The organism is Acidovorax sp. SDU_ACID1 (assembly GCF_045291395.1).
Lineage (GTDB): Bacteria > Pseudomonadota > Gammaproteobacteria > Burkholderiales > Burkholderiaceae_C > MR-S7.
Genome location: NZ_CP152342.1, coordinates 2,905,477 through 2,928,932, shown reverse-complemented (window position 1 = coordinate 2,928,932; position 23,456 = coordinate 2,905,477). Strand labels below are relative to the sequence as shown.

20 protein-coding genes and 2 pseudogenes are annotated in these 23,456 nt (G+C 68.7%); 17 read left to right on the top strand and 5 right to left on the bottom strand.

Going from position 1 to position 23,456, the window contains the following annotated elements:
- Window positions 1–150 precede the first annotated feature (150 nt).
- The 3 genes and pseudogenes from ilvD (at window position 151) to AAG689_RS14440 (ending at window position 3,174) form a co-directional block, all read left to right on the top strand.
- A pseudogene (ilvD, locus tag AAG689_RS14450) lies at window positions 151–2,006 on the top strand (dihydroxy-acid dehydratase).
- The gene (locus AAG689_RS14445; protein ID WP_406622624.1) at window positions 2,003–2,737 is read left to right on the top strand and encodes an SDR family NAD(P)-dependent oxidoreductase; all 735 of its coding nucleotides are present in this window, start codon (window positions 2,003–2,005) and stop codon (window positions 2,735–2,737) included. Before ilvD ends, AAG689_RS14445 begins: the two are co-directional and overlap by 4 nt.
- A gap of 14 nt (window positions 2,738–2,751) precedes the next feature.
- Window positions 2,752–3,174, top strand: a complete 423-nt coding sequence (locus AAG689_RS14440; protein ID WP_406622623.1) for a PaaI family thioesterase — start codon at window positions 2,752–2,754, stop codon at window positions 3,172–3,174.
- Between the two features lie 125 nt (window positions 3,175–3,299).
- Here the strand turns inward: AAG689_RS14440 and AAG689_RS14435 are convergent, their stop codons facing one another.
- Window positions 3,300–3,566 (bottom strand): hypothetical protein, encoded by a 267-nt coding sequence (locus AAG689_RS14435; protein ID WP_406622622.1) that lies wholly within the window; start codon window positions 3,564–3,566, stop codon window positions 3,300–3,302.
- Window positions 3,567–3,621: 55 nt separating this feature from the next.
- Entirely contained in the window at window positions 3,622–4,311 is a 690-nt protein-coding gene (locus AAG689_RS14430; RefSeq protein ID WP_406626343.1) for an AraC family transcriptional regulator, read from the bottom strand.
- Window positions 4,312–4,490: 179 nt separating this feature from the next.
- Here AAG689_RS14430 and AAG689_RS14425 point away from each other — a divergent pair.
- Window positions 4,491–5,711, top strand: a pseudogene (locus AAG689_RS14425) (YbfB/YjiJ family MFS transporter); the annotation flags it as partial.
- 52 nt (window positions 5,712–5,763) lie between these two features.
- On the opposite strand, the gene bfr reads toward AAG689_RS14425, so the two are convergent.
- Window positions 5,764–6,231: a bacterioferritin gene (gene bfr / locus AAG689_RS14420; RefSeq protein ID WP_406622621.1), complete on the bottom strand. Its 468-nt coding sequence runs from the start codon at window positions 6,229–6,231 to the stop codon at window positions 5,764–5,766.
- Window positions 6,232–6,392: 161 nt separating this feature from the next.
- Between bfr and lgt the strand changes: the two genes are divergently transcribed.
- From lgt to AAG689_RS14390, 6 genes are all read left to right on the top strand, one after another.
- Window positions 6,393–7,226, top strand: a complete 834-nt coding sequence (gene lgt / locus AAG689_RS14415; RefSeq protein ID WP_406622620.1) for a prolipoprotein diacylglyceryl transferase — start codon at window positions 6,393–6,395, stop codon at window positions 7,224–7,226.
- A 228-nt stretch (window positions 7,227–7,454) separates the two neighbouring features.
- Window positions 7,455–8,123 (top strand): GntR family transcriptional regulator, encoded by a 669-nt coding sequence (locus AAG689_RS14410; protein WP_406622619.1) that lies wholly within the window; start codon window positions 7,455–7,457, stop codon window positions 8,121–8,123.
- Window positions 8,120–9,577, top strand: coding sequence for a malonyl-CoA decarboxylase (locus AAG689_RS14405; RefSeq protein WP_020230473.1), 1,458 nt, complete (start codon window positions 8,120–8,122; stop codon window positions 9,575–9,577). The genes AAG689_RS14410 and AAG689_RS14405 overlap by 4 nt, the downstream gene beginning before the upstream one ends.
- Before the next feature lie 75 nt (window positions 9,578–9,652).
- On the top strand, window positions 9,653–10,675 hold the full coding sequence (locus tag AAG689_RS14400) for a tripartite tricarboxylate transporter substrate binding protein (protein WP_020230474.1): 1,023 nt from the start codon (window positions 9,653–9,655) through the stop codon (window positions 10,673–10,675).
- A gap of 186 nt (window positions 10,676–10,861) precedes the next feature.
- On the top strand, window positions 10,862–11,680 hold the full coding sequence (locus AAG689_RS14395) for an enoyl-CoA hydratase/isomerase family protein (protein ID WP_406622618.1): 819 nt from the start codon (window positions 10,862–10,864) through the stop codon (window positions 11,678–11,680).
- A 23-nt stretch (window positions 11,681–11,703) separates the two neighbouring features.
- Window positions 11,704–13,263 (top strand): malonate--CoA ligase, encoded by a 1,560-nt coding sequence (locus AAG689_RS14390; RefSeq protein WP_406622617.1) that lies wholly within the window; start codon window positions 11,704–11,706, stop codon window positions 13,261–13,263.
- A gap of 52 nt (window positions 13,264–13,315) precedes the next feature.
- Here the strand turns inward: AAG689_RS14390 and AAG689_RS14385 are convergent, their stop codons facing one another.
- Window positions 13,316–14,278: a LysR substrate-binding domain-containing protein gene (locus tag AAG689_RS14385; protein ID WP_406622616.1), complete on the bottom strand. Its 963-nt coding sequence runs from the start codon at window positions 14,276–14,278 to the stop codon at window positions 13,316–13,318.
- Window positions 14,279–14,452: 174 nt separating this feature from the next.
- On the opposite strand from AAG689_RS14385, the gene AAG689_RS14380 reads away from it, so the two are divergent.
- From AAG689_RS14380 to AAG689_RS14355, 6 genes are all read left to right on the top strand, one after another.
- Window positions 14,453–15,685, top strand: coding sequence for an amidohydrolase family protein (locus tag AAG689_RS14380; RefSeq protein ID WP_406622615.1), 1,233 nt, complete (start codon window positions 14,453–14,455; stop codon window positions 15,683–15,685).
- A gap of 35 nt (window positions 15,686–15,720) precedes the next feature.
- Window positions 15,721–16,938, top strand: coding sequence for an ABC transporter substrate-binding protein (locus tag AAG689_RS14375; RefSeq protein WP_406622614.1), 1,218 nt, complete (start codon window positions 15,721–15,723; stop codon window positions 16,936–16,938).
- A gap of 73 nt (window positions 16,939–17,011) precedes the next feature.
- The gene (locus tag AAG689_RS14370; RefSeq protein ID WP_020228298.1) at window positions 17,012–17,887 is read left to right on the top strand and encodes a branched-chain amino acid ABC transporter permease; all 876 of its coding nucleotides are present in this window, start codon (window positions 17,012–17,014) and stop codon (window positions 17,885–17,887) included.
- Window positions 17,888–17,891: 4 nt separating this feature from the next.
- Entirely contained in the window at window positions 17,892–18,773 is an 882-nt protein-coding gene (locus AAG689_RS14365; RefSeq protein ID WP_406622613.1) for a branched-chain amino acid ABC transporter permease, read from the top strand.
- The gene (locus AAG689_RS14360) at window positions 18,770–19,528 is read left to right on the top strand and encodes an ABC transporter ATP-binding protein (RefSeq protein WP_024001280.1); all 759 of its coding nucleotides are present in this window, start codon (window positions 18,770–18,772) and stop codon (window positions 19,526–19,528) included. The genes AAG689_RS14365 and AAG689_RS14360 overlap by 4 nt, the downstream gene beginning before the upstream one ends.
- Complete coding sequence (locus AAG689_RS14355) at window positions 19,525–20,238, top strand: ABC transporter ATP-binding protein (protein WP_406622612.1); 714 nt, start codon at window positions 19,525–19,527, stop codon at window positions 20,236–20,238. Before AAG689_RS14360 ends, AAG689_RS14355 begins: the two co-directional genes overlap by 4 nt.
- 64 nt (window positions 20,239–20,302) lie before the next feature.
- On the opposite strand, the gene AAG689_RS14350 is transcribed toward AAG689_RS14355, so the two are convergent.
- A complete protein-coding gene (locus AAG689_RS14350; protein ID WP_406622611.1) occupies window positions 20,303–20,746 on the bottom strand; it encodes a universal stress protein in 444 nt (147 codons plus the stop codon).
- A gap of 112 nt (window positions 20,747–20,858) precedes the next feature.
- Between AAG689_RS14350 and ccoS the strand changes: the two genes are divergently transcribed.
- Window positions 20,859–23,402 (top strand): cbb3-type cytochrome oxidase assembly protein CcoS, encoded by a 2,544-nt coding sequence (ccoS, locus tag AAG689_RS14345; RefSeq protein WP_406622610.1) that lies wholly within the window; start codon window positions 20,859–20,861, stop codon window positions 23,400–23,402.
- Window positions 23,403–23,456: the final 54 nt, after the last annotated feature.

The window sequence follows — 23,456 nt, the reverse complement described above, 5'->3', positions numbered from 1 at the left end:
AGAAGGGGGCTGGTGCAGCCGCCAGGGAGTGTAGTGCGCAGGTGGATAATCCGCCGGTTTGTCCGGACGCGGCTCAAGAGGCCGCGCCCCGGCGCGCCGGCCCCACAAGCGCACGGGCCTTCCCCTTCTCCGAGACACCCCACAACCACTATGCCCGCATACCGTTCCAAGACCTCCACCGCCGGCCGCAACATGGCAGGGGCCCGCTCCCTGTGGCGCGCCACCGGCATGAAAGACGACGACTTCAGCAAGCCCATCATCGCCGTCGTCAACTCCTTCACCCAGTTCGTGCCGGGCCACGTGCACCTGAAGGACCTGGGCCAACTCGTCGCGCGCGAGATCGAGGCGGCGGGTGGCGTCGCCAAGGAGTTCAACACCATCGCCGTGGACGACGGCATCGCCATGGGCCATGACGGCATGCTGTATTCGTTGCCCAGCCGCGAAATCATTGCCGACAGCGTGGAGTACATGGTCAACGCGCACTGCGCCGATGCCATGGTCTGCATCAGCAACTGCGACAAGATCACCCCCGGCATGCTGATGGCCGCGATGCGCCTGAACATCCCGGTGATCTTCGTCTCCGGTGGCCCGATGGAAGCGGGCAAGGTGCGCCTGGCCGTGCCCGGCACGGCCACCGTCCAGTTCAAGAAGCTCGACCTGATCGACGCCATGGTGATGGCCGCCGACGACAAGGTGAGCGACGCCGACGTGGCCGAGGTGGAGCGCTCCGCCTGCCCGACCTGCGGCTCTTGCTCGGGCATGTTCACCGCCAACTCCATGAACTGCCTGGCCGAGGCGCTGGGCCTGGCGCTGCCGGGCAACGGCACCGTGGTGGCCACGCATGCCGACCGCGAGCAGCTCTTCAAGCGCGCGGGCCGCCGCATCGTGGAACTCGCCCGCCAGCACTACGAGCAGGACGACGATTCCATCCTGCCGCGCTCGGTCGGCTTCAAGGCGTTCGAGAATGCGATGACCCTGGACATCGCCATGGGCGGCTCCACCAACACCATCCTGCACCTGCTGGCCATCGCGCAGGAGGCGCAGATCGACTTCGGCATGGCCGACATCGACCGTCTTTCGCGCACCGTGCCGCAGCTGTGCAAGGTGGCGCCCAACACCAACAAGTACCACATCGAGGACGTGCACCGTGCGGGCGGCATCATGGCCATCCTGGGCGAGTTGGAGCGCGCCGGCAAGCTGCACACCGACGTGCCCACCGTGCATGCGAAGACGCTGGGCGAAGCGCTGGAGCAATGGGACGTCACCCGCACCCATGACGAAGCCGTGAAGACCTTCTACATGGCCGGCCCCGCGGGCATTCCCACCCAGGTCGCGTTCAGCCAGGACACGCGCTGGCCCAGCCTGGATCTGGACCGCGCCGAGGGCTGCATCCGCTCCTACGAGCATGCGTTCTCGAAGAGGGAGGACTGGCCGTGCTCACCGGCAACATCGCCAAGGACGGCTGCGTGGTCAAGACGGCGGGCGTGGACGAATCCATCCTCGTCTTCGAAGGCCCGGCCCATGTCGTCGAGAGCCAGGACGAGGCCGTGGAGCACATCCTGAACGACGAGGTGAAGGCGGGCGACGTGGTCGTCGTGCGCTACGAAGGCCCCAAGGGCGGCCCCGGCATGCAGGAAATGCTCTACCCCACGAGCTACATCAAGTCCAAGGGCCTGGGCAAGGCCTGCGCGCTGCTGACCGACGGGCGCTTCTCGGGCGGCACCTCGGGCCTGTCGATCGGCCACTGCTCGCCCGAGGCGGCGGCGGGCGGCGCCATCGGCCTCGTGCGCAACGGCGACCGCATCCGCCTCGACATCCCGGGCCGTACCATCAACGTGCTGGTGAGCGACGAGGAACTCGCCCGCCGCCGCGAGGAGCAGGCGGCGCTGGGCTGGAAGCCCGCCAAGCCGCGCCCGCGCAGGGTCTCGGCCGCGCTCAAGGCATACGGCAAGCTGGTGACCTCGGCCGACAAGGGCGCCGTGCGCGACCTGTCGCTGCTCGATTGAGCGCCGCCGCCCACGCGCCTGTCGCGCTGGTCACCGGCTCCACCTCGGGCATCGGCGCGGCCATCGCACGGCGCCTGTCGCAGGAGGGGTACGCGGTCGTCCTGCATTCGCGCAGTTCCGTAGACACCGGCCGTGCCATGGCCGCCGAGCTGGGCCGGGCGGCCTACGTGCAGGCCGACCTGGCCGTGGACGCGGATCGCGTGCGCCTGGTGCGCGAGGCCGTGGCGTGCTGGGGCCGGCTGGATCTGCTGGTGAACAACGCCGGCATCAGCCGCGTCGTGCCCCATGGGGATCTGCACGCGGCCACGCCCGAGATCTGGCGCGAACTACACGAGGTCAACGTCATCGCCCCCTTCCGCCTGATCGCCGAGGCCCGGCCCGCGCTGGAGGCAGCGGGCGGCTGCGTGGTCAACGTCAGCTCGCACGCGGGCGTGCGGCCCAAGGGCGCTTCGATCCCCTATGCGGCCAGCAAGGCCGCGCTCAATCACATGACGCGGCTGCTGGCGCTCTCGCTCGCGCCGCGCATCCGCGTGAACGCCGTCGCGCCGGGGCTGGTGGACACGCCGCTCACGGCCGACTGGACGGCCGCCCAGGCGCTGTGGCGCGAGCGCTCGCCCATGCGCCGCGCCGCGCAGCCGCAGGACATCGCCCAGGCCGTCGCCCTGCTGGCGGCGAGCGGCTACATGACGGGCGAGATCCTGTTGCTGGACGGCGGGCTGAACCTCACATGACCCCAGGAGAGACCATGGACGAACTTCAGCAACGCATCGTGGGCAGCTTCGCCGCGCAGGGCCTGATGGCCACGCTGGGGGCGCGGCTGGCGCTGGTGCAGGACGGCGAGGTGCACATAGAGATGCCGTTCTCGCCCGCCTTGTCGCAGCAGTACGGCTACGTGCACGCGGGCGCCGTCACCAGCATCGTGGACAGCGCCTGCGGCTACGCGGCGCTGACCCAGGCGCCGCCCGGGCACGAGGTCGTCACGGCGGAGTTCAAGACCAACTTCATGCGCCCCGCGATCGGCCGGCGCTTCGTGGCCGTGGGCAAGGTGCACAGCGCGGGCCGGATGCTGGCCGTGTGCACTGGCGAAGTGCGCGCCTTCGCGGACGAGGGCGGCGACTACAAGGTCGTGGCCTTGATGCAGGCCACGGTGGTCTTCGTGCAGCGCTGATGTAACCCTGGCCCCCAAAGAAAAACCGCGCCATGAAGGCGCGGTTTTGCTATCTAAAAAGTAGCTTCCGGCGCTTGTCAGTCAAGCGCTGGAGCCGTTTTTCATTCAAAACGCATAGCGCGCCGTCAGCATGGCCGACCGCGGCGCGCCGGGCAGCAGCGAGTTGGCGACGCTGCCGTGGCGGTGGCCCGGCCGCCCAGCAGGTCGAGCTTGGCGCCGATTTCCTTGTTGGTGGTCTTCTGCGGGTCGGTCGTCGCGTTGCCTGCCGTCAGGTTGAAGTTCTCGCCCACGGGCTGGAATGAGCGGCTCTGCGGAATGTCGCGCAGCGGTGCGTAGATCTTGGTGGCGCTGGTGGTATCGACGGGGTTGTAGGCGGCGTCTTTGTTCCGCATGAAAACTTCATCAGCTATTGTAGTAATAGCTGCCAGCGCTTGATGGACGGGGGTTTCAGGCCATTTTTGCTTGAGACTTCCATGCCGATGGCGTGTACCCCATCGCCTGCCGGAACATGTGGCTGAACGCCGCGGGCGAGGCATAGCCCAGATCCAGCGCCACCCCGGTGACGCAGCGGCCTGCGCACAGCCATTGCAGCGCCAGGAACAGCCGCAGCCGGTATCGCCACGCGCGCAGGCCCATGCCCACCTCGCGCTCGAAGCGGCGCGCCAGCGTGCGGGCGGAGGCTCCCAGCGCGCGCCCCCATTCCTCCATGCCGCGCGGGTCGGCGGGCTGCTCCAGCAGGGCCTCGCAGATGCGGCAGAGCATGGGGCTGGCTGGCCAGGGCAGGTGGAAGTCCTGCGCCCGCAGGCGGCGCAGCTGCGCCAGCACCAGGGCGCGCAGCTTGTCCGCGTAGGCCTGCTCGCCGTCGTGCGTGCCCACGGCCTCCAGCTCCACGATCAGCGCGCGCAGCAGCGGGGTGACGGCGTACACGGTGCAGACGCCGGGCATGCCCAGCCCCGGCGCGTCGTCGATGTACAGGTTGCGGAACGCCGCGCCGTTCAGCGCGCCCGTGGTGTGCGGCACGCCGGTGGGCGCCCAGATGGCCTGCTCGGGCGTGATGACGTAGCGCGCCCCGGCCACGTGCACCGTCATCGTGCCGGCGGTGGCGTAGACGAGCTGGTTCCAGCGGTGCGTGTGCAGCGGGAAGATCTGCCGCCCCCCAGATCCTGCGAGCGTGAGAACACAGGCACGGGCAGCGCCGCGAGATCCAGCACGTCAATGGTGATCCAGGCGTCCGTCGGGGGCATGTGGCGGGTGGTCGATGAACACTGTCGCATTATCGAAGGACGGCCACCGCGCGGCTCCCTAGCATCCGGCGCATGCCTGCCATTCCTCGTTCCACCCCCGGTGCCGCCCGCCTGCGCGTGATGCTGGCGGGCGTTTGCGCCCTCATCCTCACCGTGGGGCTGGCGCGCTTCGCCTACACGCCCATGCTGCCCGTGATGCGCGAGCAGGCCGGGCTGTCGTACCTCGCGGGCGGGTGGCTGGCCACGTTCAACTACGCGGGCTACATCGCCGGGGCGCTGATCGCGGCGCTCACGCGCGATCTGGGGCGCAAGTTCCACTACTACCGCATCGGCCTCGTGGCCGCGGTGCTCACCACCGCTGCGATGGGGCTGACGCAGGACGCGGTGCTGTGGGCGCTGCTGCGCTTCGTCTCCGGCATGTCCAGCACGGCGGGGCTGCTGCTGGCCTCGGGGCTGGTGCTGGACTGGCTGGTGCGCCAGGGCCACCGGCCGCAACTGGGGCTGCACTTCACGGGCATGGGGCTGGGCATCGCCCTGTCGGGCATCGCGGCGGTGGCGATGGCCAGGCGGCTGCCGTGGGACGGGCAGTGGCTGGCGCTGGGCGCGCTGGGGCTGGCCTTCTTCATCCCCGCGTGGATGTGGATGCCCGCGCCGGCCGCCGTGGGCCAGGGGGCCGCTGGCGGCGCTGCCGCCGCCGCGCCGCCGCCTTCGCGGCGCTGGCTGGGGCTGATGGTGGCGGCGTATTTCTGCGCGGGCTTCGGCTACGTGGTCAGCGCCACCTTCATCGTGGACATCGTTGGCGCGATGCCGCTGCTGGCGGGCCGGGGCGCGCTGGTGTGGATCGTGATCGGCGCCGCCGCCATCCCCTCGACGGTGGTGTGGGACCGCATCGCCGCCGCCCTGGGGCCGGTGCGGGCGCTGCTGCTGGGCTACGGCCTGCAGATCGTCTCCATCGTGCTGCCCGCCGTCAGCGGCAGCCCGGTGTGGAACCTGGCGGGCGCGCTGCTGTACGGCGGCACGGTGATCGGCGTCGTCAGCCTCACGCTGACCCTGGCCGGCCGCCGTTTCCCCGCCAACCCGGCCAAGGCGATGGCGCGGCTCACGCTGAGCTACGGGGCGGCGCAGATCATCGCCCCCGCCCTGGCCGGCTACATCGCCACGGCCAGCGGCAGCTACCAGGGGGCGCTGGTGGTCGCCGCCGCCGTCATAGGCGTGGGCATGCTGCTGCTGGCCGCGCTGCAGGCAGGGGAGGGCGGAAAAGAAAAACCGCGCCGTGAAGGCGCGGTCTGCTATGTGATTGATAGCAGTCAGCGCTTGTCTGACAAGCGCTGGAGGCCATTTTGGCTTATGAAGACTGGGTTTGCAGGTAGTTCTGCAGGCCGATCTTCTCGATCAGGCCGATCTGCTTCTCCAGCCAGTAGGCGTGGTCTTCCTCGGTGTCGTGCAGCTGGGCCAGTAGGATGTCGCGGCTCACGTAGTCGCTGTGGCGCTCGCACAGGGCCATGGCGTCCTTGAGGTGCCTTTGCACGCTGTACTCGGTGTCCAGGTCCTTGTGCAGCATCTCCTGCACGGTGTCGCCGGGCGTGAAGGCGTGGGGGCGCATGTCGGGCTTGCCGCCCAGCATCAGGATGCGGCGCAGGATGGCGTCGGCGTGCGCGGTTTCCTCTTCCATCTCGTGGCCGATGCGCTCGAAGAGGCGCGTGAAGCCCTGGTCCTCGTATTGGCGCGAGTGGATGAAGTACTGGTCGCGCGCGGCCAGCTCGCCGCGCAGCAGGTCCTTGAGGCAGTCGATGACTTCGGGATGGCCTTGCATGTTGTTGTTCTCGTGTGGATTGCGAAGCCTGGAGTATCCGGCGCCTTGCGCGCGGGCTCAATGCGGGCCGTCAATTCCCGGGCATTTGCGCTCTGGATGCAGGCCGTAAGCAGGCGCATTCTCATCCGGGACTGTCATGGCCCTGCGGCACAATGCCCGCCATGCTGACGTACCCGCACATCGACCCCGTGGCCCTGCAGATCGGGCCGCTCGCCATCCACTGGTACGGCCTGACCTACCTGGCCGGCTTCGCGCTGTTCCTGTTCCTGGGCACGCGCCGGCTGCGCCACGAGCCCTATGCCTCCCTCACCGGCGACCAGGCGTGGTCGCGCAAGGACGTGGAGGACATCCTCTTCCTGGGCGTGGTGGGCGTGGTGTTGGGCGGGCGGCTGGGCTATTGCCTGTTCTACAAGCCGGGCTACTACCTGGCGCACCCGCTGGAGATCTTCGCCATCTGGCAGGGCGGCATGAGCTTCCACGGCGGACTGCTGGGCGTGATCGCCGCGATGCTGTGGTTCGCGCACTCGCGGCGCCGGCCCTGGCTGCAGGTGGCCGACTTCGTGGCGCCGTGCGTGCCCACGGGGCTGGCGGCCGGGCGCATCGGCAACTTCATCAACGGCGAGCTGTGGGGACGCTTCAGCGCGCCCGATCTGCCTTGGGGCATGGTGTTCCCGCAAAGCGGTTCCCTGCAGCCGCGCCATCCGTCGCAGATCTACCAGTTCCTGCTCGAAGGGCTGCTGCTGTTCGTGCTGCTGTGGCTGTATGCGCGCCGCCCGCGCAGGCGCGGCGAGGTGGCCGCCGCGTTCCTGGTGGGCTACGGCGCGCTGCGCTTCACGGCCGAGTATTTCCGCGAGCCCGACAGTTTCCTGGGCCTGCTGTCGCTGGACATGAGCATGGGGCAGTGGCTGTGCGTTCCCATGGTGCTGGCGGGTGTGGGCCTGTGGTTGTGGGCGCAGCGGCAGCCCCTGCCGGGAAAAAGCGTCAAAACGGCCTGAAAGGCTTTCCAGTCAAGCGCTGGCAGCTATTGTTATTGACAGCCTGCTGACGGGGTGGCTGCGCTGCCACCCGCAGCGGACCGTTGCAACTTCGCATCATTTGGCCTGGTTGGGTGTTTCCCCCAACACGGCCGCAGGCGAAATCTTCATAATTATCGAAAATTATGAAAGTTGCCGCGTCTTCCCGCCGATTTGCCTGCCATTGATGCCCAGATAACCCAGCACGCCATGCGCCCCACCGCCAATTCCATGCACGACCAGGCCGCCGAGCGGCTGCGCGAGCAGATCTTCGCGGGAGAGCTGGCGCCGGGCGCGTTCCTGGACGAGGCGGCGCTGTGCGAGCGGCTGGCGGTGTCGCGCACGCCGCTGCGCGAGGCGCTCAAGGTGCTGGTGGCCGAGGGGCTGCTGCGCCACGAGCCGCGCCGGGGCTGCTTCGTGGCCGAGATCACCGAGCGCGACGTGCAGGAGATCTTCCCCGTGATCGCGTTGCTGGAGGGCCGCGCCGCCTACGAGGCCACCGAGCGCGCGGGCGCGGCCGACATCGCCGCGCTGGAAGTGCTGCACCGGCGCCTGCGCGAGCACGCCGAGGCGGGCCGCATCACCGAGTACTACGAAGCCAACTACGCGATCCACGAGGCCTTCATCACCCTGGCCGACAACCGCTGGCTGGCCCAGGTGATCGGCGACCTGCGCAAGATCCTGCGCCTGGCGCGGCACCAGACGCTGCACCTGCCCGGCCGCCTGCAGCAAAGCCTGTCCGAACACCTGGCCATGTTCGCCGCGCTCAAGCGCGGCGACGCTCCCGACGCCGAGCTGACCATGCGCAACCACGTTCTCGCGCAGCGCGATGCGCTGCGCGAACTCGCCCGCAACCACCCCTCCCGGATAGCACCATGAACGCCGCCTCCACCTGGATCTCGCGCAACGTCGGCCGCCTGCGGTCCGCCGATGGCAAGGCCGCCGCCGCGAAAGAGGAGGGCGCCGCCGCACCCAAGGCCGCCGCGCCCGAACGCTCCACGCACGAGCGCCTGCAGGCCACGCTGCGCAAGAGCGGCGAGGCCCTGTCGCCGCGCGCGCTGCGCCGCGTGCTGGCCGACTTGCAGGAGGTGGTGGCTCCGCGCGTGAGCGAGATCGAGGGCGGGCGCCGCGCGCAGCTCGTCGCCGCCTGGTACGCCGAGGCCGCGCCCGAGGAGCGGCGCGACATGTGGCTGCTGATGTGCGAGCAGTTCGCTCCCGACGCCACGCGCTTCAAGTCCGCCCAGCAGCGCTACGAAGCCGCCGCCGGCACGGCCGACGCGCCGCAGGCCGAGGCCCACCTGCGCCGCGCGCTGGTCTCGCCGCGCACGCGACTGCTGCAGCGCTTCGCCGTGTTCCCCGAAGGCATGCGCTTCCTGGTGGATCTGCGCGCCGAGATGCTGCCGCAGCTCAAGGGCGACAAGCGCCTGCTGCCGCTGGAGGCCGAACTGGAGCAGCTTTTCGCCACCTGGTTCGACGTGGCCTTCCTGGAGCTCAAGCGCCTGTCGTGGGACTCGCCCGCCTCGCTGATCGAGAAGCTCATCAAGTACGAGGCCGTGCACGACATCCGCAGCTGGGCCGACCTGAAGAACCGGCTGGACAGCGACCGCCGCTGCTACGGCTTCTTCCATCCGCGCCTGCCGGGCGAGCCGCTGATCTTCGTCGAGGTGGCATTGGTCAACGAGATCTCCGAGAGCATCACGCCGCTGCTGGACGAATCGGCCGCTCCGGAGGACATCAAGCGGGCCACCACGGCCATCTTCTATTCGATCAGCAACACCCAGACGGGGCTGCGCGGCGTGAGCTTCGGCGACTCGCTCATCAAGCACGTGGTGGAGACGCTCACCGCCGAGTTCCCGCGCCTGCGCACCTTCGCCACGCTGTCGCCCATTCCGGGCTTCCGCTCCTGGCTGTCCAAGAACGGCGCCGCGCAGATGGAGCGGCTGGACGACAAGCAGCGCGCCGAACTGGGCCGCGCCGTAGGCTTCGAGCCGCCGCAGCTCACCCACGTGCTGGCCGCGGCGGACAACGCGCTGGAGCTGCCCCCGAAGTCGCCCGTGCGCCAGCTGCTGCTGCAATGCGCCGCGCGCTACCTGGGCCGCGAGCTGAACGACGGCAAGCCCGTGGACCCCGTGGCGCGCTTCCACCTGGGCAACGGCGCCCGCGTGGAACGCCTGAACTGGGCGGGCGACCCCTCGGCCAAGGGCCTCAAGCAATCGTTCGGCCTCATGGTCAACTACGTGTATGACCTCAAGCGCATCGACCGGCATCGCGGCATGCTGGCCGAGGGCCGCGTGCCGGTATCGAGCGACATCGACGGCCTGTGCCGCGACTGAGCTTCTGAGTACATTCCAAGAGCGCCGTGCAGGCGCCTATCTGTTCCCGTTCCATAACCGCAAGGAGACAAAGCGATGCAAGAGAGAGACGACACCACCCTGTTCACGGGCCTGCCACGGCGGCGCGACATGCTGCGCGCCGCAGGTGCGGCGGGCCTGGCGGCTGCGGCCGGCGGGGCGTGGGCGCAAGGCGCCGCCGCATGGCCGAGCAAGCCGGTGAACCTCGTGGTGCCCTTTCCCGCAGGCGGCGGCACCGACGCGTTCGCGCGCCCGCTGTCGGCGCAGTTCGCCAAGAACACGGGCAAGACGCTGGTGATCGACAACCGCGGCGGCGCGGGCGGCACGGTGGGCGCGAGCTACGCGGCCAAGGCGCACGGCGACGGCTATACGCTGTTCATGGGCGCGGTGCACCACACCATCGCCCCGTCGATGTACCCCAAGCTGGACTACGACCTCGAAAAGGACTTCATCCCCCTGGCCCTGTTGGCGGACGTGCCGCAGGTGCTGGTGGTCAACCCCAAGAACGTGCCGGAGGCCGACTACCAGGCCTTCATGGAGCGGGTGCGCCGCAACCCTGGCCTGCTCAACTACGGCTCGGCCGGGCCGGGCACGTCGCACCACATGGCGGGCGAGCTGTTCAAGCAGCAGACCAAGACCTTCATCACCCACATTCCCTACACCGGTGCGGGCCCCGCGCTGCGCGACCTCGTAGGCGGGCAGGTGGACATGATGTTCGACGGACTGGGCTCCTCGGCGACCCACATCAAGGCCGGGCGCATCAAGCCGCTGATGGTCTCGGGCGGCAAGCGCAACCCGGCATTCCCCAACGTGCCTTGCGCCGCCGAGGTCGGGCTGCCCGACTACACCGTCACCACCTGGTACGGCCTGTGGGCGCCCAAGGGCACGCCGGCCGACGTGCAGGCGCGCATCGTCGAGGAAGTCCGCAAATGCGGCGCCGCCGAGGAGATCAAGGCCATCTGGGCCAGCAATGGCGCCGAGTTCGGCACCCTGAGCCCGCAGGACTTCGGCAAGATGGTCAGCAGCGAAATCAAGCGCTGGGCGCAGGTGGTGAAGGCCTCCGGCGCCAAGATGGATTGAGATGAAACGACAACCCCCTGAGCCGCTTCGCGGCTTCCCCCTTCTCTCTACATGCTTCGCGCTAGGGGAAGGGGGACGCAGCCAGCGCGGTGGGGTGGCGCGGCCGGCCCAGGCCCTTGCGCGGCTGCCCGCGCTTGGGAAGCGCCAGTTTCATCGGTTGCGCGCGTAGCGCCGTGGAAAACTGATATGACAGGTGAAGTGCGGGCGGCCGAGGCCGCGGGAGAGGCGGCCGGCTGTGGCGTGGTGCGCGTGGTGCTGCGCCACGAGGGGCGGCTCAACGCCATGTCGCGCGGCATGTGGCGCGCGCTGCGCGCCGTCTTCGAAGACATCCAGCGCAGCGCCACCGTGCGCTGCGTGCTCATCGAAGGCGAGGGCGAGGCTTTCTGCGCGGGCGGCGACATCTCCGAATACCCCGCCTTCCGCTTCCACCCCGACAGCCTGCGCGACTTCCACGAGAACGACGTCTGGGGCGGCCTGGGCGCGATGCTGGCATGCGACGTGCCCATCGTCGCGCGCATCGCCGGCGCCTGCATGGGCGCGGGCGTGGAGATCGCGAGCTGCTGCGACGTGCGCATCGCTGCCGCCTCCGCGCGCTTCGGCGCGCCCATCGCGCGGCTGGGCTTCCCCATGGCGCCGCGCGAGGCCGCACTGGTGGCCGGCGCCGTGGGCGAGGTCACCGCGCGGCAGATGCTGCTGGAAGCCGCCACCTTCAACGCGCACGAAATGGCGCAGCGCGGCTTTTTGAGCCAGGTGGTGGAGCCCGGCCTGCTGGAGGCCCAGGCGCTGGGCAGCGCGCTGCGCATCGCCGCGCTGGCGCCGGGCGCGGCGCGGCTCAACAAGCAGACCTTGCGGGCGCTTCAAGCATCGAAATGGTCTCCAGCGCCCGTCCACCAAGCGCAAGCAGCTATCGATCCGGTAGCAAACGACCCCTACGCCTACGCCGACAGCGCAGAGCACCGCGAAGGCATCGCGGCGTTCCTGGCCAAGCGGCCCCCTGTTTTCTGACTGTCCTTTTTGGTTGGCACACCATGAGTTCCTCTTCCCAGAACCTGTTCACGGCGCTGCGCGCCGCCTTCCCCCGCGACCTGGAGCAGATCGCCGTCGAAACCACCTCGGCGGCAGGCGAGCCGCTGCGCTACACCTGGCGCGACCTGGACCGCGCCAGCGCCCGCATCGCCAACCTGCTGGCCTCGCTGAAGCTGCCCGAAGGCAGCCGCGTGGCCGTGCAGGTAGACAAATCCGTCGAGGCCATGCTGCTGTACCTCGGCACGCTGCGCGCGGGCTACGTGTTCCTGCCGCTCAACACCGCCTACCAGAGCGCCGAAATCGAATACTTCGTGGGCAACGCCGAGCCCGCCGTCGTCGTGTGCACGCCCGCCAACTTCGGCTGGGTCTCCAAGATCGCCTTCACCGCCGGCACGCAGCACGTCTTCACCCTGGGCGACGACCGCACCGGCAGCCTGCTGGAGCGCGCCGCGCACCATGGCGACGAACACACGCCCGTGGCGCGCGCGGCCGACGACCTCGCCGCCATCCTCTACACCAGCGGCACCACCGGCCGCAGCAAAGGCGCGATGCTCACCCACGGCAACCTGCTGTCGAACGCGCAGGTGCTCCAGGACTACTGGGGCTGGAAGCCCGGCGACGTGCTCATCCACGCGCTGCCCATCTTCCACGTGCACGGCCTGTTCGTGGCCATCCACGGCGCGCTCATCAACGGCAGCAAGATGATCTGGATGGCGAAATTCGACCCCAAGGCCGTCATCGCCGCCATGCCGCGCGCCACCGTCTTCATGGGCGTGCCCACGCTCTACGTGCGCATGCTGGCCGAGCCCGCGCTCACCCAAGCCGCCGCCAGCCACATGCGCCTGTTCATCGCCGGCTCGGCGCCGCTGCTCATCGAAACCTTCAAGGAATGGCAGGACCGCACCGGCCACACCATCCTGGAGCGCTACGGCATGAGCGAAACCATCATGCTGACCAGCAACCCCTACGCGGCCGATGCGCGCTACGGCGGGCAGGATGAGCGGCGCGGCTCCACCGTGGGCTTCCCGCTGCCCGGCGTGGGCCTGCGCGTGGTGGATGACAAGGGCGGGGAAGTGCCCGTGGGCGAGATCGGCAACATCCAGGTGCGAGGCCCCAACGTGTTCAAGGGCTACTGGCGCATGCCCGAGAAGACGGCGGAAGAATTCACGGCGGATGGCTGGTTCAAGACCGGCGACGTGGGCAAGGTCGACGAGCGCGGCTACGTGAGCATCGTAGGCCGTAGCAAGGACCTGATCATCAGCGGGGGCTACAACGTCTACCCGGCCGAGATCGAGGGCTACATCAACGAGATGCCCGGCGTGGCCGAAAGCGCGCTGGTCGGCGTGCCGCACCCGGACTTCGGCGAAGTGGGCGTGGCAGTGGTTACGCCCAGGCCCGGCGCGAAGCTCGATGGCGAGGCGATCATCGGCGCGCTCAAGAGCCAGCTGGCCAACTTCAAGATCCCCAAGCGCTGCTTCGTCACGGCGGAGCTGCCGCGCAACGCCATGGGCAAGGTGCAGAAGAACCTGCTGCGCGAGCAGCACAAGGGGTTGTTCGCCTGACTATGGTTTTGATAGCTGCTAGCGCTTGATGGACAAGCGCTAGGGGCTGTTTTCATGCTTGGCGCAGCGGAGGCGGCGGCGCGCTGCAGAACAGGCATTGGCCGCCGGCGGCCGCCCCGCCGTCGGCATGGTTGCAGCAGTGCTCCAGCCATGCGCTCACGAGCTTGTAGACCGAGAGGTTGGTGCGCGCGCTGGGCGCGCACAGGTAATAGCCCAGCGGGCTGTCGAAGCGGTTGCCGAAGGGCTCCACGAGGCTGCCTGCCTGCAGTTCGTCCTCTACGAGGCAGGTGGGCACGATGCCCACGCCGAAGCCCGACACGGCCGCCCGGATGATCAATGAGTAGAGGTTGAATCCCGGGCCGAAGCGGCTGCCGCTGGCGTCGCAGCCGTGGGCCTCCAGCCAGTCCTGCCAGGCCAGCGGCACCTCGATGTGCTGCAGCAGCGTCGCGCGCTCCAGGTCGGCGGGCGCGCGTAGCGCCAGCGTGTCGCGCAGCTGCGGGCTGCAGACGATGCTGGTTTCCTTGCCGATCAGGTAGCGCGCATTGGCGCTGGGCCAGTTGCCGTAGCCGTACTGGATGGCGGCGTCGAAGTCGTGCGGGACGGAGAAGTCGTGCGCGTGCTGGTAGCGCACGAAGTTCAGCGTGACCTGCGGCAGCGTGCGCTTGAAGTGCCCCAGCCGCGGGAACAGCCATTGCGCTGCGAACGTGGGCGGCACCGAGAGGTTGAGCGCGCCGCCCGCACCCCCGTACGACATGAGCTGGGCCGTGGCCGATTCCAGCGCGGCCATCGCGGGGCGCGTGGTGTTCAGGTAGGTGGCCCCGGCATCGGTGAGCTCGAGCCCCGTGGACTTGCGCAGAAACAGCTTCTGCCCGAGGTAGTCCTCCAGCGAGGCGATGTGGCGGCTGATGGCGCTTTGCGTCACGCACAGCTCCCTGGCGGCCATCGTGAACGCGAGGTGCTTGGCCGCGGAGTGGAAGGCATTCAGTTCCGAAATCGTGGGGCAGAGGCGGCGCATGGCGGGAGGCTATGAGTATTGCTCATGGACTGGTGAGATTTTAGGCGGTTGCTCGATGGCTCGAATGGATCGATAAACGCGTTCCGGAAGGGGTGTGCATACGCGTCTTCCTGAAATGTCCATGCCGCATGGGCCATGAGTATTTTGAAATCGTAACCGTATCCGCCCGAGTTCATGACCCCCTTGTTTATCGCGAACGGCAACGTTCTGGACGTCCATACCCTCACCATGCATGCCGGCCATTCGGTGCTCGTGGAGGGCGGGCGCATCGCCGCCATAGGCGCGGGGCTGCAGGTGCCCGAGGGCGCCGAGGTGGTGGATGCCGCGGGCCTCACGGTGATGCCCGGCATGATCGACTGCCACGTGCACACGGTGGCCTCGTCGTTCAACCTGGGCAACGTGGCCAGACTGCCCAACGTGCTCACCATGCTGCGGGCGCTGCCCATCATGCAGGCGATGCTGGGACGCGGCTTCACGAGCGTGCGCGACGCGGGCGGGGCCGACTGGTCGCTGGCCGAGGCGGTCCGCACGGGGCTCATCAGCGGGCCGCGCATCTTCCCGTCCGGCAAGGCGCTGTCGCAGACGGGCGGCCATGCGGACTTCCGCCCCCGCAGCGACGAGCTCGACCTGTGCTCCTGTGTGCACAAGCTGGGCAACATCGGCCGCGTGGTGGACGGCGTGGACGCCTGCCGCATTGCCGTGCGCGAAGAAATTCTCAAGGGTGCGACGCAGATCAAGGTGATGGCCTCGGGCGGCGTGGCCTCGCCCAACGATCCGATCGGCAACCTGGGCTATTCGGAAGATGAGCTGCGCGCCATCGTGGAGGAGGCGGGCAACGCCAACACCTATGTCATGGCCCACGCCTATACGCCGCGCGCCATCAGCCGGGCCGTGCGCTGCGGGGTGCGCACCATCGAGCACGGCAACCTGGTGGACCGGGAAACCGCCGAGCTCATGGCCGCGATGGGCGCGTACATGGTGCCCACCATGATCACCTATGAGGGCCTCGCGAACGAGGGCGAGAAGTACGGCCTGCCGGCGCTCTCCATCGCCAAGATCGAAGGCGTGCGCGGGCCCGGCCGCCAGGCCCTGGAAATCCTCGCCAACGCCGGCGTGAAGATGGGCCTGGGCTCCGATCTGCTCGGCGAGACGCACTACCTGCAGGCCGAGGAGCTGCGCCTGCGCGCCGAGGTGCTCGGCAACGGCCCGGTGCTGCAGCAGGCCACGCTGATCGGCGCGGAAATCCTGGGCCACAAGGGCGAGCTGGGCGAGGTGACGCAGGGCGCGATCGCCGACCTGCTGCTCGTCGACGGCAACCCCCTCCACGACATCCAGTGCCTGCTGGACCAGGGCGCCCGGATCCGCGCCATCGTCAAGGACGGCCGCATCGCCAAGAACACCCTCTGACCTTCCACCTCAACGCACGACACAAGGAGACCACCATGCAACGTAGACAATTCGCCAAGCTCACGGGCGTCGCCGCGGCCCTGCAGTGCATCCCGGGCATCGGTTTCAGCCAGACGGGCGAGACGTTCCGCATCGGCTCGCTCACGCCCATCACCGGCGCGGGCAGCCCTTACGGCCCAGGCATGCAGCAGGCCATCCGCATCGCCGTGGACGAGATCAACGCGGCGGGCGGCGCGGGCGGGCGCAAGCTGGAGCTGTTCACCGAGGACGACCAGACCAAGCCGGACGCCGCCGTGCTGGCCGCGAAGAAACTCATCGAGGTGAACAAGGTGCAGGCCGTGCTGGGCACCTGGGCCTCCGGCGTGACGCTGGCCGTGCTGCCGCTCACCGATGCGGCGGGCATCATCCAGATGAACGTTTCGGGCGCGCCGGCGATCTCCACGCTGGACACCAAGGACCTGGTCTGGCGCTTCCAGGCCACCAACGACCGCTTCGGCATCGCGTTCGCAGAGATCTGCAAGAAATACGGTTTCAAGCGCCCGGCCACCATGGCGTTCAACAACGCTTCGGGCCTGGGCAACGTGGAAGGGTTCACGCGCGTGTGGACGCAGCGCGGCGGCAAGGTGGTGGCGCACGTGACCTACGAGCCCAACCGCCCGAGCTACCGCAGCGAGCTGCAGAAGATCCTGGCGGCCAAGCCGGACGTGATCGTGATGGGTTCCTACCTGCCGGACACCACCATCATCCTGCGCGAATGGTTCCAGTCGGGCGCGGAGAACAAGTGGGTCATCCCGGGCTGGGCCGCCAACCCGGACCTGGTCAAGGCCCTGGGGGCGGAGGTCTGCGAAGGCATCATCTCCGTGGATACCGTCTCCAACGAGAAGAGCGCTTCCTACGCGCACTTCGATGCGGCCTACACCAAGGCCACCGGCAAGCCCGCCTCCACCAACATCTACGCCGCCATGGCATACGACATGGTGATCTCGCTGGGCCTGGCCATGGAGGCGGCGGGCCCAGGTGCGAACGTCACGCAGGTCAACGCCAAGCTGCGCGACGTGGCCAACCCGCCGGGCAACGCGGTGGCCACGTTCGCCGAGGGCAAGGCGCAGATCGCCAAGAAGGGCAAGGTGAACTATGAAGGCGCCTCGGGCAAGCTGGACTTCGACAAGTACGGCGACGTGACGCCCGACTTCGGCGTGTACATCATCGAAAAGGGCCAGCTGGCGCGCCGCGACGTGGTGTCCATCGCCTGAGCCTTTTCCCCTGCGGGTGCGTGCGCCGGCCCATGGCGGCTGGCGGCATCCGGGCTGCGAACGGAATGAGCCAATGACCTGGATAGATATTGCAAACCTGCTCATCAACGGCGTGATCGAGGGGCTGGTGGTGGCGCTGCCCGCGCTGTCGATGACGCTGGTGATGGGGGTGAACCGCTTTCCCCATGCCGCGACCGGCGACTTTCTGACGCTGGGCGCCTATGCCGCGGTGGGCTGCCAGCTCTTGCTGGGCTCGCCCCTGTGGCTGGCTGCGCTGCTGAGCGCGGCCGTCACGGCGGTGGTGTCCGCCGGCTCGTACCAGCTGATCTTCCGCAAGCTCGCGGGGCGGCCCATGGTGTCGTCCATGCTGGCAGCGATCGGCCTGGGCTTCCTGATCCGCAGCCTGATCTCCTTCTTCGCGGGGCACGACCAGCGCACGTTCGACATGCCGCTGGTGCGCGCGTGGAATTTCGGCGGCATCCGCATCTTGCCCACCGACCTGGTCATCGCAGGCATTGCGCTGGCGTGCCTGCTCGTGGTATTCGTGCTGCTGTACCAGACCAGCTTTGGCCGCCAGCTGCGTGCCGTGGCCGACAGCGCCGACCTGGCGCGTGCCAGCGGCATCCGTGCCAAGGGGCTGATGCTGGCGCTGTGGCTGCTGGTGGGAGCCGTCTCGGCCATCGGCGGCGTGCTGCTGGGCATGAAGGCCATCGTCATGCCGGAGATGGGCTGGGAATTCCTCATCCCGGCCTTCGCCGCCATGGTGCTCGGCGGCATCGGCAGCCCGGTGGGCGCGGTGCTCGGAGCGCTGCTGCTGTGCATCGCGCAGGAACTCTCGGTGCCGCTGCTCGGCCCTTCCTACAAGCTCGTGCTCTCGTTCGCGGTGCTGGCGCTGGTGCTGCTGCTGCGGCCCGCCGGCATCCTTGGCCGCATCCAACTGGTGAGGTGACGCCATGATCGCCTATCTCTGTGCCATCGGCATCGTCGCGCTGATCTATGCGCTGCTCGCGCTGGGGCTGAACCTGCAGTTCGGCCTCACGCGGCTGGTGAATTTCGGCGTCGTGGCGTTCTTCGCCCTGGGCGCCTACACCTCGGGCCTGCTGTCGCTGCAGGGCGTGCCGCTGGCGGTCTGCTTCGTCGCGGCGATGCTGCTGTCCGCCGTGCTCGCGTTGCCCATCGGCCTGCTGTCCCTGCGGCTGCGCGACGATTATCTGGCCATCGTCACGCTGGGTTTTTCGGAGGCCGTGCGCATCACCATCCAGCAGGAGGAGTGGCTGACCAAGGGCGTCCAGGGCCTGCCCGGCCTGCCCAAGCTGTTCGCGGGCTGGGGCTCGCCGGCGGCGGAAGTGGCGCTTTTCGCGCTGCTGGTGGCCATCGTGGCCCTCGTGGCCTGGGGCACGGTGCGCCTTGCGCGCAGCCCGTTCGGCCGCCTGCTGCGCGCGATCGGAGACGACGAGGCGGCGCTCTCCGCCCTGGGGAAGGACCCTGCGTGGTTCAAGGTGCAGATCTTCATGCTCGGGGCGGCGCTGTTCGGCATGGCGGGCGCGTTCTATGCGCACTTCATCACCTTCATCACGCCTGAGCAGTTCATCCCGCTCATCACCTTCTACGTCTGGATGGGCCTGGTGATGGGGGGCACGGGCAGCGTGCGGGGCGCGCTGGCCGGCACTTTCCTGCTGATGGTGTTCCTGGAGGGCTCGCGCTTCGTGAAGGACTGGATTCCCGGCGTGTCGGAGGTCGGCATGGCCAGCCTGCGGCTGGCGGCCGTGGGGCTGGCGCTGATCCTGGTGACCTTGTACCGGCCCAACGGCATGTTTGGAGGCAAGCCGCAATGATGTTGACAGTCCATTCGGTGACGCGGCAGTTCGGCGGGTTCAAGGCCGTGGACGGCGTGTCGCTCCAACTGGCCGCCCAGGAGATCCTGGGCATCGCCGGGACCAACGGCGCAGGCAAGAGCACGCTGTTCGCAGCCATCGCCGGGCAGCAGCCGGCGGACGCGGGCGAGATCCGTTTCGAAGGCCAGGACATCACGCACCAGGCGCCATACCGCCGCGCGCGTCTCGGCCTGGTGCGCACGTTCCAGGTGCCCCGGGAGTTCAAGACGCTCACGGTGCACGAGAACCTGCTGGCCGCCGCACCGAACCCCTCGGGCGAACGGCTGCTGGGGTCCTTCTTCCCCACGCGCCATGTGCGTGAACACGAGGCGCGCCTGGCCGAGAAGGCCGACGGCATCCTGGACTTCCTGAACCTCGCGCGCGTGCGCGACGTGAAGGCCGGCGGCCTGTCCGGCGGGCAGAAGAAGCTCGTGGAGCTTGGGCGCGTGCTGATGCTGGATCCGCGCTGCATCCTGCTCGACGAGCCCTTCGCCGGCGTGAACCCGGTGCTGATCGAGGAAATCTGCGACCGCGTGCGGCAGCTCAACGCGCAGGGCATCGCATTCATCGTGATCGAGCACCACTTGCAGGCGCTCAAGTCGCTGTCCAACCGCATGATCGTCATGGACCGCGGCCGCATCCTGGCCGAGGGCGACCCGCATGCGGTGCTGGAGGACCCGCGCGTGCAGGAAGCCTACATGGGAGGGGTGGTATGAATGCGCAGCACCCATTGCTGGAGCTGAAGCAGCTGCGTGGCGGCTATTCGGAGGTGGACATCATCCACGGCATCGACCTGCGCGTGCTGCCTGGCGAGATCGTGACCATCGCCGGCACCAACGGCGCCGGCAAGTCCACCTTGGTCAAGGCGCTGCTGAGCCTGCTGCCGCGCGTGCACGGCGAGATCCATCTGCAGGGCCGGGCCATCACGAAGCTGTCGGCCGAAGACCGTTTCGACGCCGGCCTGGCCTACGTGCCCCAGGTGGCCAACGTGTTCCCATCGCTCACGGTGAAGGAGAACCTGCTCGTGGTGCGCGGCGTGCCGGACCTCAAGCGGCGCATGGACGCCGTGCTGGCGGATTTCCCCGCGCTGGCCGACCGGCTGCTGCAGCATGCGAGCAACCTGTCAGGCGGAGAGCGCCAGCAGCTCGCGTTCGCGCGCGCGCTGATGCCCTCGCCGCGCATCATGGTGCTGGACGAGCCGACGGCGGCGCTCGCTCCGTCGCTGGTGGGCAAGGTATTCGAGATGGTGCAGAGGCTGCCGGCCTCCGGCATCGGGGTGCTCATGGTGGAGCAGCGCGCGCGCTTGGCGCTGCAGATCAGCCAGCAGGGCTACATACTCGACCAGGGGCGCTGCGTGCTCCATGGCGTCGCGCAGGACCTGTTGAGCGACGACCGCATGGCGCAGCTGTATCTGGGCAACCACTGACGATTGCTGCATTAATAATAGCTGCCAGCGCTTGCTGCACAAGCGCTGGCAGCTATTTTCGTGCTTAGCGCAGCACCAGCACGGGAATGTGCGAATGCGTCAGCACGTGCTGCGTCTCGCTGCCCAGCAGCAGGCGCTTGAGGCCCTTGCGGCCATGCGAGGCCATCACGATCAGGTCGCACTTGTGCTTCTTGGCGGCGGCGATCACGGCCTCGGCGATCAGGTCCGACTTGGCGATCACGGTCTTCACGCTCACGCCATCGGCGGTTCCGCGCGCCTTCACCTTGTCCACCAGTTCCTGAGCGGCGTCGCTCCATTGCTTCTCGATGCGCTTGACGTCGGTGGCATCCACGGGCATGCCGCCTTCGAAATAGCTGCGCGGATAGCGGGGCACCACCTTGAGGGCGACGACCGAAGCGCCCGACAGGCCGGCGAGCGACAGCCCGCTTTCAACGGCTTTGTCCGAGAGGGGGGATCCATCGGTGGCGATCAGAATGCGCTTGTACATGCTCTAGCTCCTTTTGTTTGGTTGAAATCAAGAATGAGCATAGGATGGCCCACGGCGTCTATCTTGATCCAAGTCAATGACCCTGTCACGCAACGCGGATAGTCTCCGATCCATGTCAAATCGTTCTGCCGGCCCGTTCGCGCCTGCCGGAAATACCGCTGCGCCCGACGCGGCGGCCGGCCAGGAAGGCGCGGCGCTGCTGGACGATCCGCAGGAGTGGTCCGCGTTCGGCAAGCCGCTCGCCGGCGCGCCCCAGGCGGCTGCGGCCGAAGCCCTCTGGGAATCGCACGTGGTGCTGGAAGGCATGCACTGCGCCGCCTGCGCCCTGACCATCGAAGATGCCCTGCGCCGCGTGCCCGGAGTCACCGAGGCAGACGTGAGCGCGGCCACGCGCCGCGCGCGCGTAGTGTGGCACCCCGGGCAGGTGCTGCCCTCGCAGTGGATGGAGGCCGTGCGCCATGCCGGCTATCGAGCCATGCCCGCCATGGACGCCTTCGCGCGCGAGCAGCGCCAGCGCGAGCACCGGCGCGCGCTGTGGCGCTGGCTGGTGGCGGGCTTTTGCATGATGCAGGTCATGATGTACGCATGGCCCGCCTACCAGGCCATGCCGGGCGATCTCACTACCGAGATGGAGCAACTGCTGCGCTGGGCCTCGTGGGTCATCAGCCTGCCCGTGGTGCTCTTCGCCTGCGGGCCGTTCTTCTCCAGCGCGCTGCGCGACGTACGACAGCGCCGCGTGAGCATGGACCTGCCGGTCGCGCTGGGCATGCTGATCACCTTCGCCGTGAGCATGGCCGGCACGTTCGACCCGACAGGCCCCTTCGGCCGCGAGGTCTACTACGACTCGCTCACCATGTTCGTGTTCTTCCTGCTCACGGGCCGCTGGCTGGAACTGCGCCTGCGCGACCGCACGGCCGGAGCACTGGAGGCGGTGATGAACCGCCTGCCCGACAGCGTGGAGCGTCGCGCGGCGGACGGCAGCTTCGTGCGCGTTGCCACGCGTCGCCTGCAGGAGGGCGACGTGGTGCGCGTGCTGCCGGGCGAAGCATTCCCCGCCGATGGCCGCATCCTGCAAGGCAGAACCCAGGCCGACGAGGCGTTGCTCACCGGTGAATCCACGCCCGTGGACAAGCCGCAGGGCAGTGTGGTCACTGCCGGCAGCTACAACCTGCGTGCGCCGGTGGAGGTGGGCGTGGAGAGCCTGGGCGCGCAGACGCGCTTCGGCCAGATCGTCGCGCTGATGGAAAGCGCGTCGCTGCAGAAGCCCAGGCTGGCCCAGCTCGCGGACCGTGTGGCGCGCCCCTTCTTGGTCGCCGTGCTGTTGGCGGCCGCTCTGGCAGCCGCGTGGTGGTGGCCCACCGACCCCAGCCACGCCCTGATGGTGGCCGTGGCGGTGCTCATCGTTACGTGCCCGTGCGCCTTGTCGTTGGCTACGCCGGTGGCCATGCTCACGGCGGCGGGTTCCCTGGCGCGCCGCGGCGTGCTGGTGCGCAACCTGCAGGGCCTGGAAGCTCTGGCCGCCGTGGATACGGTGGTGTTCGACAAGACGGGCACGCTGACCCGCGATGGACTGTCCGTGTGCGAGGTCCATGTGGCGCCCGGTGCCGACCTGTCGCCGCAGCAGGCGCTGGACCTGGCCGCCGGGCTGGCCCGCCGGTCGCTCCATCCGGTATCGCGCGCTCTGGCCGCCGCCGCTGGCGGCGATGGGGTCGTGGGTTGGTCCGTGCTGTCCGTGCAGGAGATTCCGGGCGCGGGCCTGGTGGCCGAGGCCCGCAGGGCAGGAGCTGGCGACATGACGCTGCGCCTGGGCTCCCCCGCGCATGCACGGGTGGCGCCCGCACCGCAAGCCGCCCAGCAGGTGGTGCTTTCGGTGGAAGGGCAAGGGGCCGTGCGTGAGCTGGCCCGCTTCGACCTGAGCGAAGAGTTGCGCCCCGAGGCGCGGGCCATCGTCCAGGAGCTGCTGCAGGCCGGTGTGGCGGTTGAGTTGCTGTCCGGCGACCGCACTGCCACGGTGCAGCGGGTGGCTGCGCGAGCCGGCATCGCCGTGGCGCATGGTGATTGCACGCCGCAGGACAAGTTGCAGCGACTGCAGACGCTGCAGGCCCAGGGACACCATGTGGCAATGGTGGGTGATGGCCTGAACGACGGGCCCGTGCTGGCGGGTGCGCATGCCTCGTTCGCATTCGGCAGGGCGGTGCCGCTGGCGCAGTCGCGCTCCGATTTCGTGGTCATGGGCGACGACCTCGCCCTCGTGGCCCAAACGCTGTTGCTGGCGCGCCGCACGCTGCGCGTGGTGCGCCAGAACCTGTGGTGGGCGGCCGGCTACAACGCGCTGTGCGTTCCGCTGGCCATTGCCGGGTACATGCCGGCCTGGCTGGCGGGGCTGGGCATGGCGCTGAGCTCCCTGCTGGTCGTGGCCAATGCCGCCCGGTTGGCGCGCGGACCGGGTGCCGTTGCTGCCGACCCTCGCGCAACCCAGGCGCCGCAGCTGGCGCATTCCCCCTGGAGGCGGCCTGACATGGACATTCTTTATCTGCTGATCCCCCTCTCCGTGGTGCTGGTCCTGTTCGTGCTGGCCGGCCTGTGGTGGGCCGTATACCGTGGCCAATTCGAGAATGTCGATCAAGAGGGAGAGCGCATTCTGAAAGACGGTTGATGTTCATCAACGCTTTCGGGTTGCGCCTGATTGAAACTTTTCGCTGCAATTATT

Excerpts from the sequence above, each read along its gene's own strand:
- AAG689_RS14440 (WP_406622623.1), top strand. The coding sequence starts at position 2,752 with ATGGACGAACTTCAGCAACGCATCGTGGGCAGCTTCGCCGCGCAGGGC.
- AAG689_RS14435 (WP_406622622.1), bottom strand. The coding sequence starts at position 3,566 with ATGCGGAACAAAGACGCCGCCTACAACCCCGTCGATACCACCAGCGCC.
- bfr (WP_406622621.1), bottom strand. The coding sequence starts at position 6,231 with ATGCAAGGCCATCCCGAAGTCATCGACTGCCTCAAGGACCTGCTGCGC.
- lgt (WP_406622620.1), top strand. The coding sequence starts at position 6,393 with ATGCTGACGTACCCGCACATCGACCCCGTGGCCCTGCAGATCGGGCCG.
- AAG689_RS14410 (WP_406622619.1), top strand. The coding sequence starts at position 7,455 with ATGCGCCCCACCGCCAATTCCATGCACGACCAGGCCGCCGAGCGGCTG.
- AAG689_RS14405 (WP_020230473.1), top strand. The coding sequence starts at position 8,120 with ATGAACGCCGCCTCCACCTGGATCTCGCGCAACGTCGGCCGCCTGCGG.
- AAG689_RS14400 (WP_020230474.1), top strand. The coding sequence starts at position 9,653 with ATGCAAGAGAGAGACGACACCACCCTGTTCACGGGCCTGCCACGGCGG.
- AAG689_RS14395 (WP_406622618.1), top strand. The coding sequence starts at position 10,862 with ATGACAGGTGAAGTGCGGGCGGCCGAGGCCGCGGGAGAGGCGGCCGGC.
- AAG689_RS14390 (WP_406622617.1), top strand. The coding sequence starts at position 11,704 with ATGAGTTCCTCTTCCCAGAACCTGTTCACGGCGCTGCGCGCCGCCTTC.
- AAG689_RS14385 (WP_406622616.1), bottom strand. The coding sequence starts at position 14,278 with ATGCGCCGCCTCTGCCCCACGATTTCGGAACTGAATGCCTTCCACTCC.
- AAG689_RS14380 (WP_406622615.1), top strand. The coding sequence starts at position 14,453 with ATGACCCCCTTGTTTATCGCGAACGGCAACGTTCTGGACGTCCATACC.
- AAG689_RS14375 (WP_406622614.1), top strand. The coding sequence starts at position 15,721 with ATGCAACGTAGACAATTCGCCAAGCTCACGGGCGTCGCCGCGGCCCTG.
- AAG689_RS14370 (WP_020228298.1), top strand. The coding sequence starts at position 17,012 with ATGACCTGGATAGATATTGCAAACCTGCTCATCAACGGCGTGATCGAG.
- AAG689_RS14365 (WP_406622613.1), top strand. The coding sequence starts at position 17,892 with ATGATCGCCTATCTCTGTGCCATCGGCATCGTCGCGCTGATCTATGCG.
- AAG689_RS14360 (WP_024001280.1), top strand. The coding sequence starts at position 18,770 with ATGATGTTGACAGTCCATTCGGTGACGCGGCAGTTCGGCGGGTTCAAG.
- AAG689_RS14355 (WP_406622612.1), top strand. The coding sequence starts at position 19,525 with ATGAATGCGCAGCACCCATTGCTGGAGCTGAAGCAGCTGCGTGGCGGC.
- AAG689_RS14350 (WP_406622611.1), bottom strand. The coding sequence starts at position 20,746 with ATGTACAAGCGCATTCTGATCGCCACCGATGGATCCCCCCTCTCGGAC.
- ccoS (WP_406622610.1), top strand. The coding sequence starts at position 20,859 with ATGTCAAATCGTTCTGCCGGCCCGTTCGCGCCTGCCGGAAATACCGCT.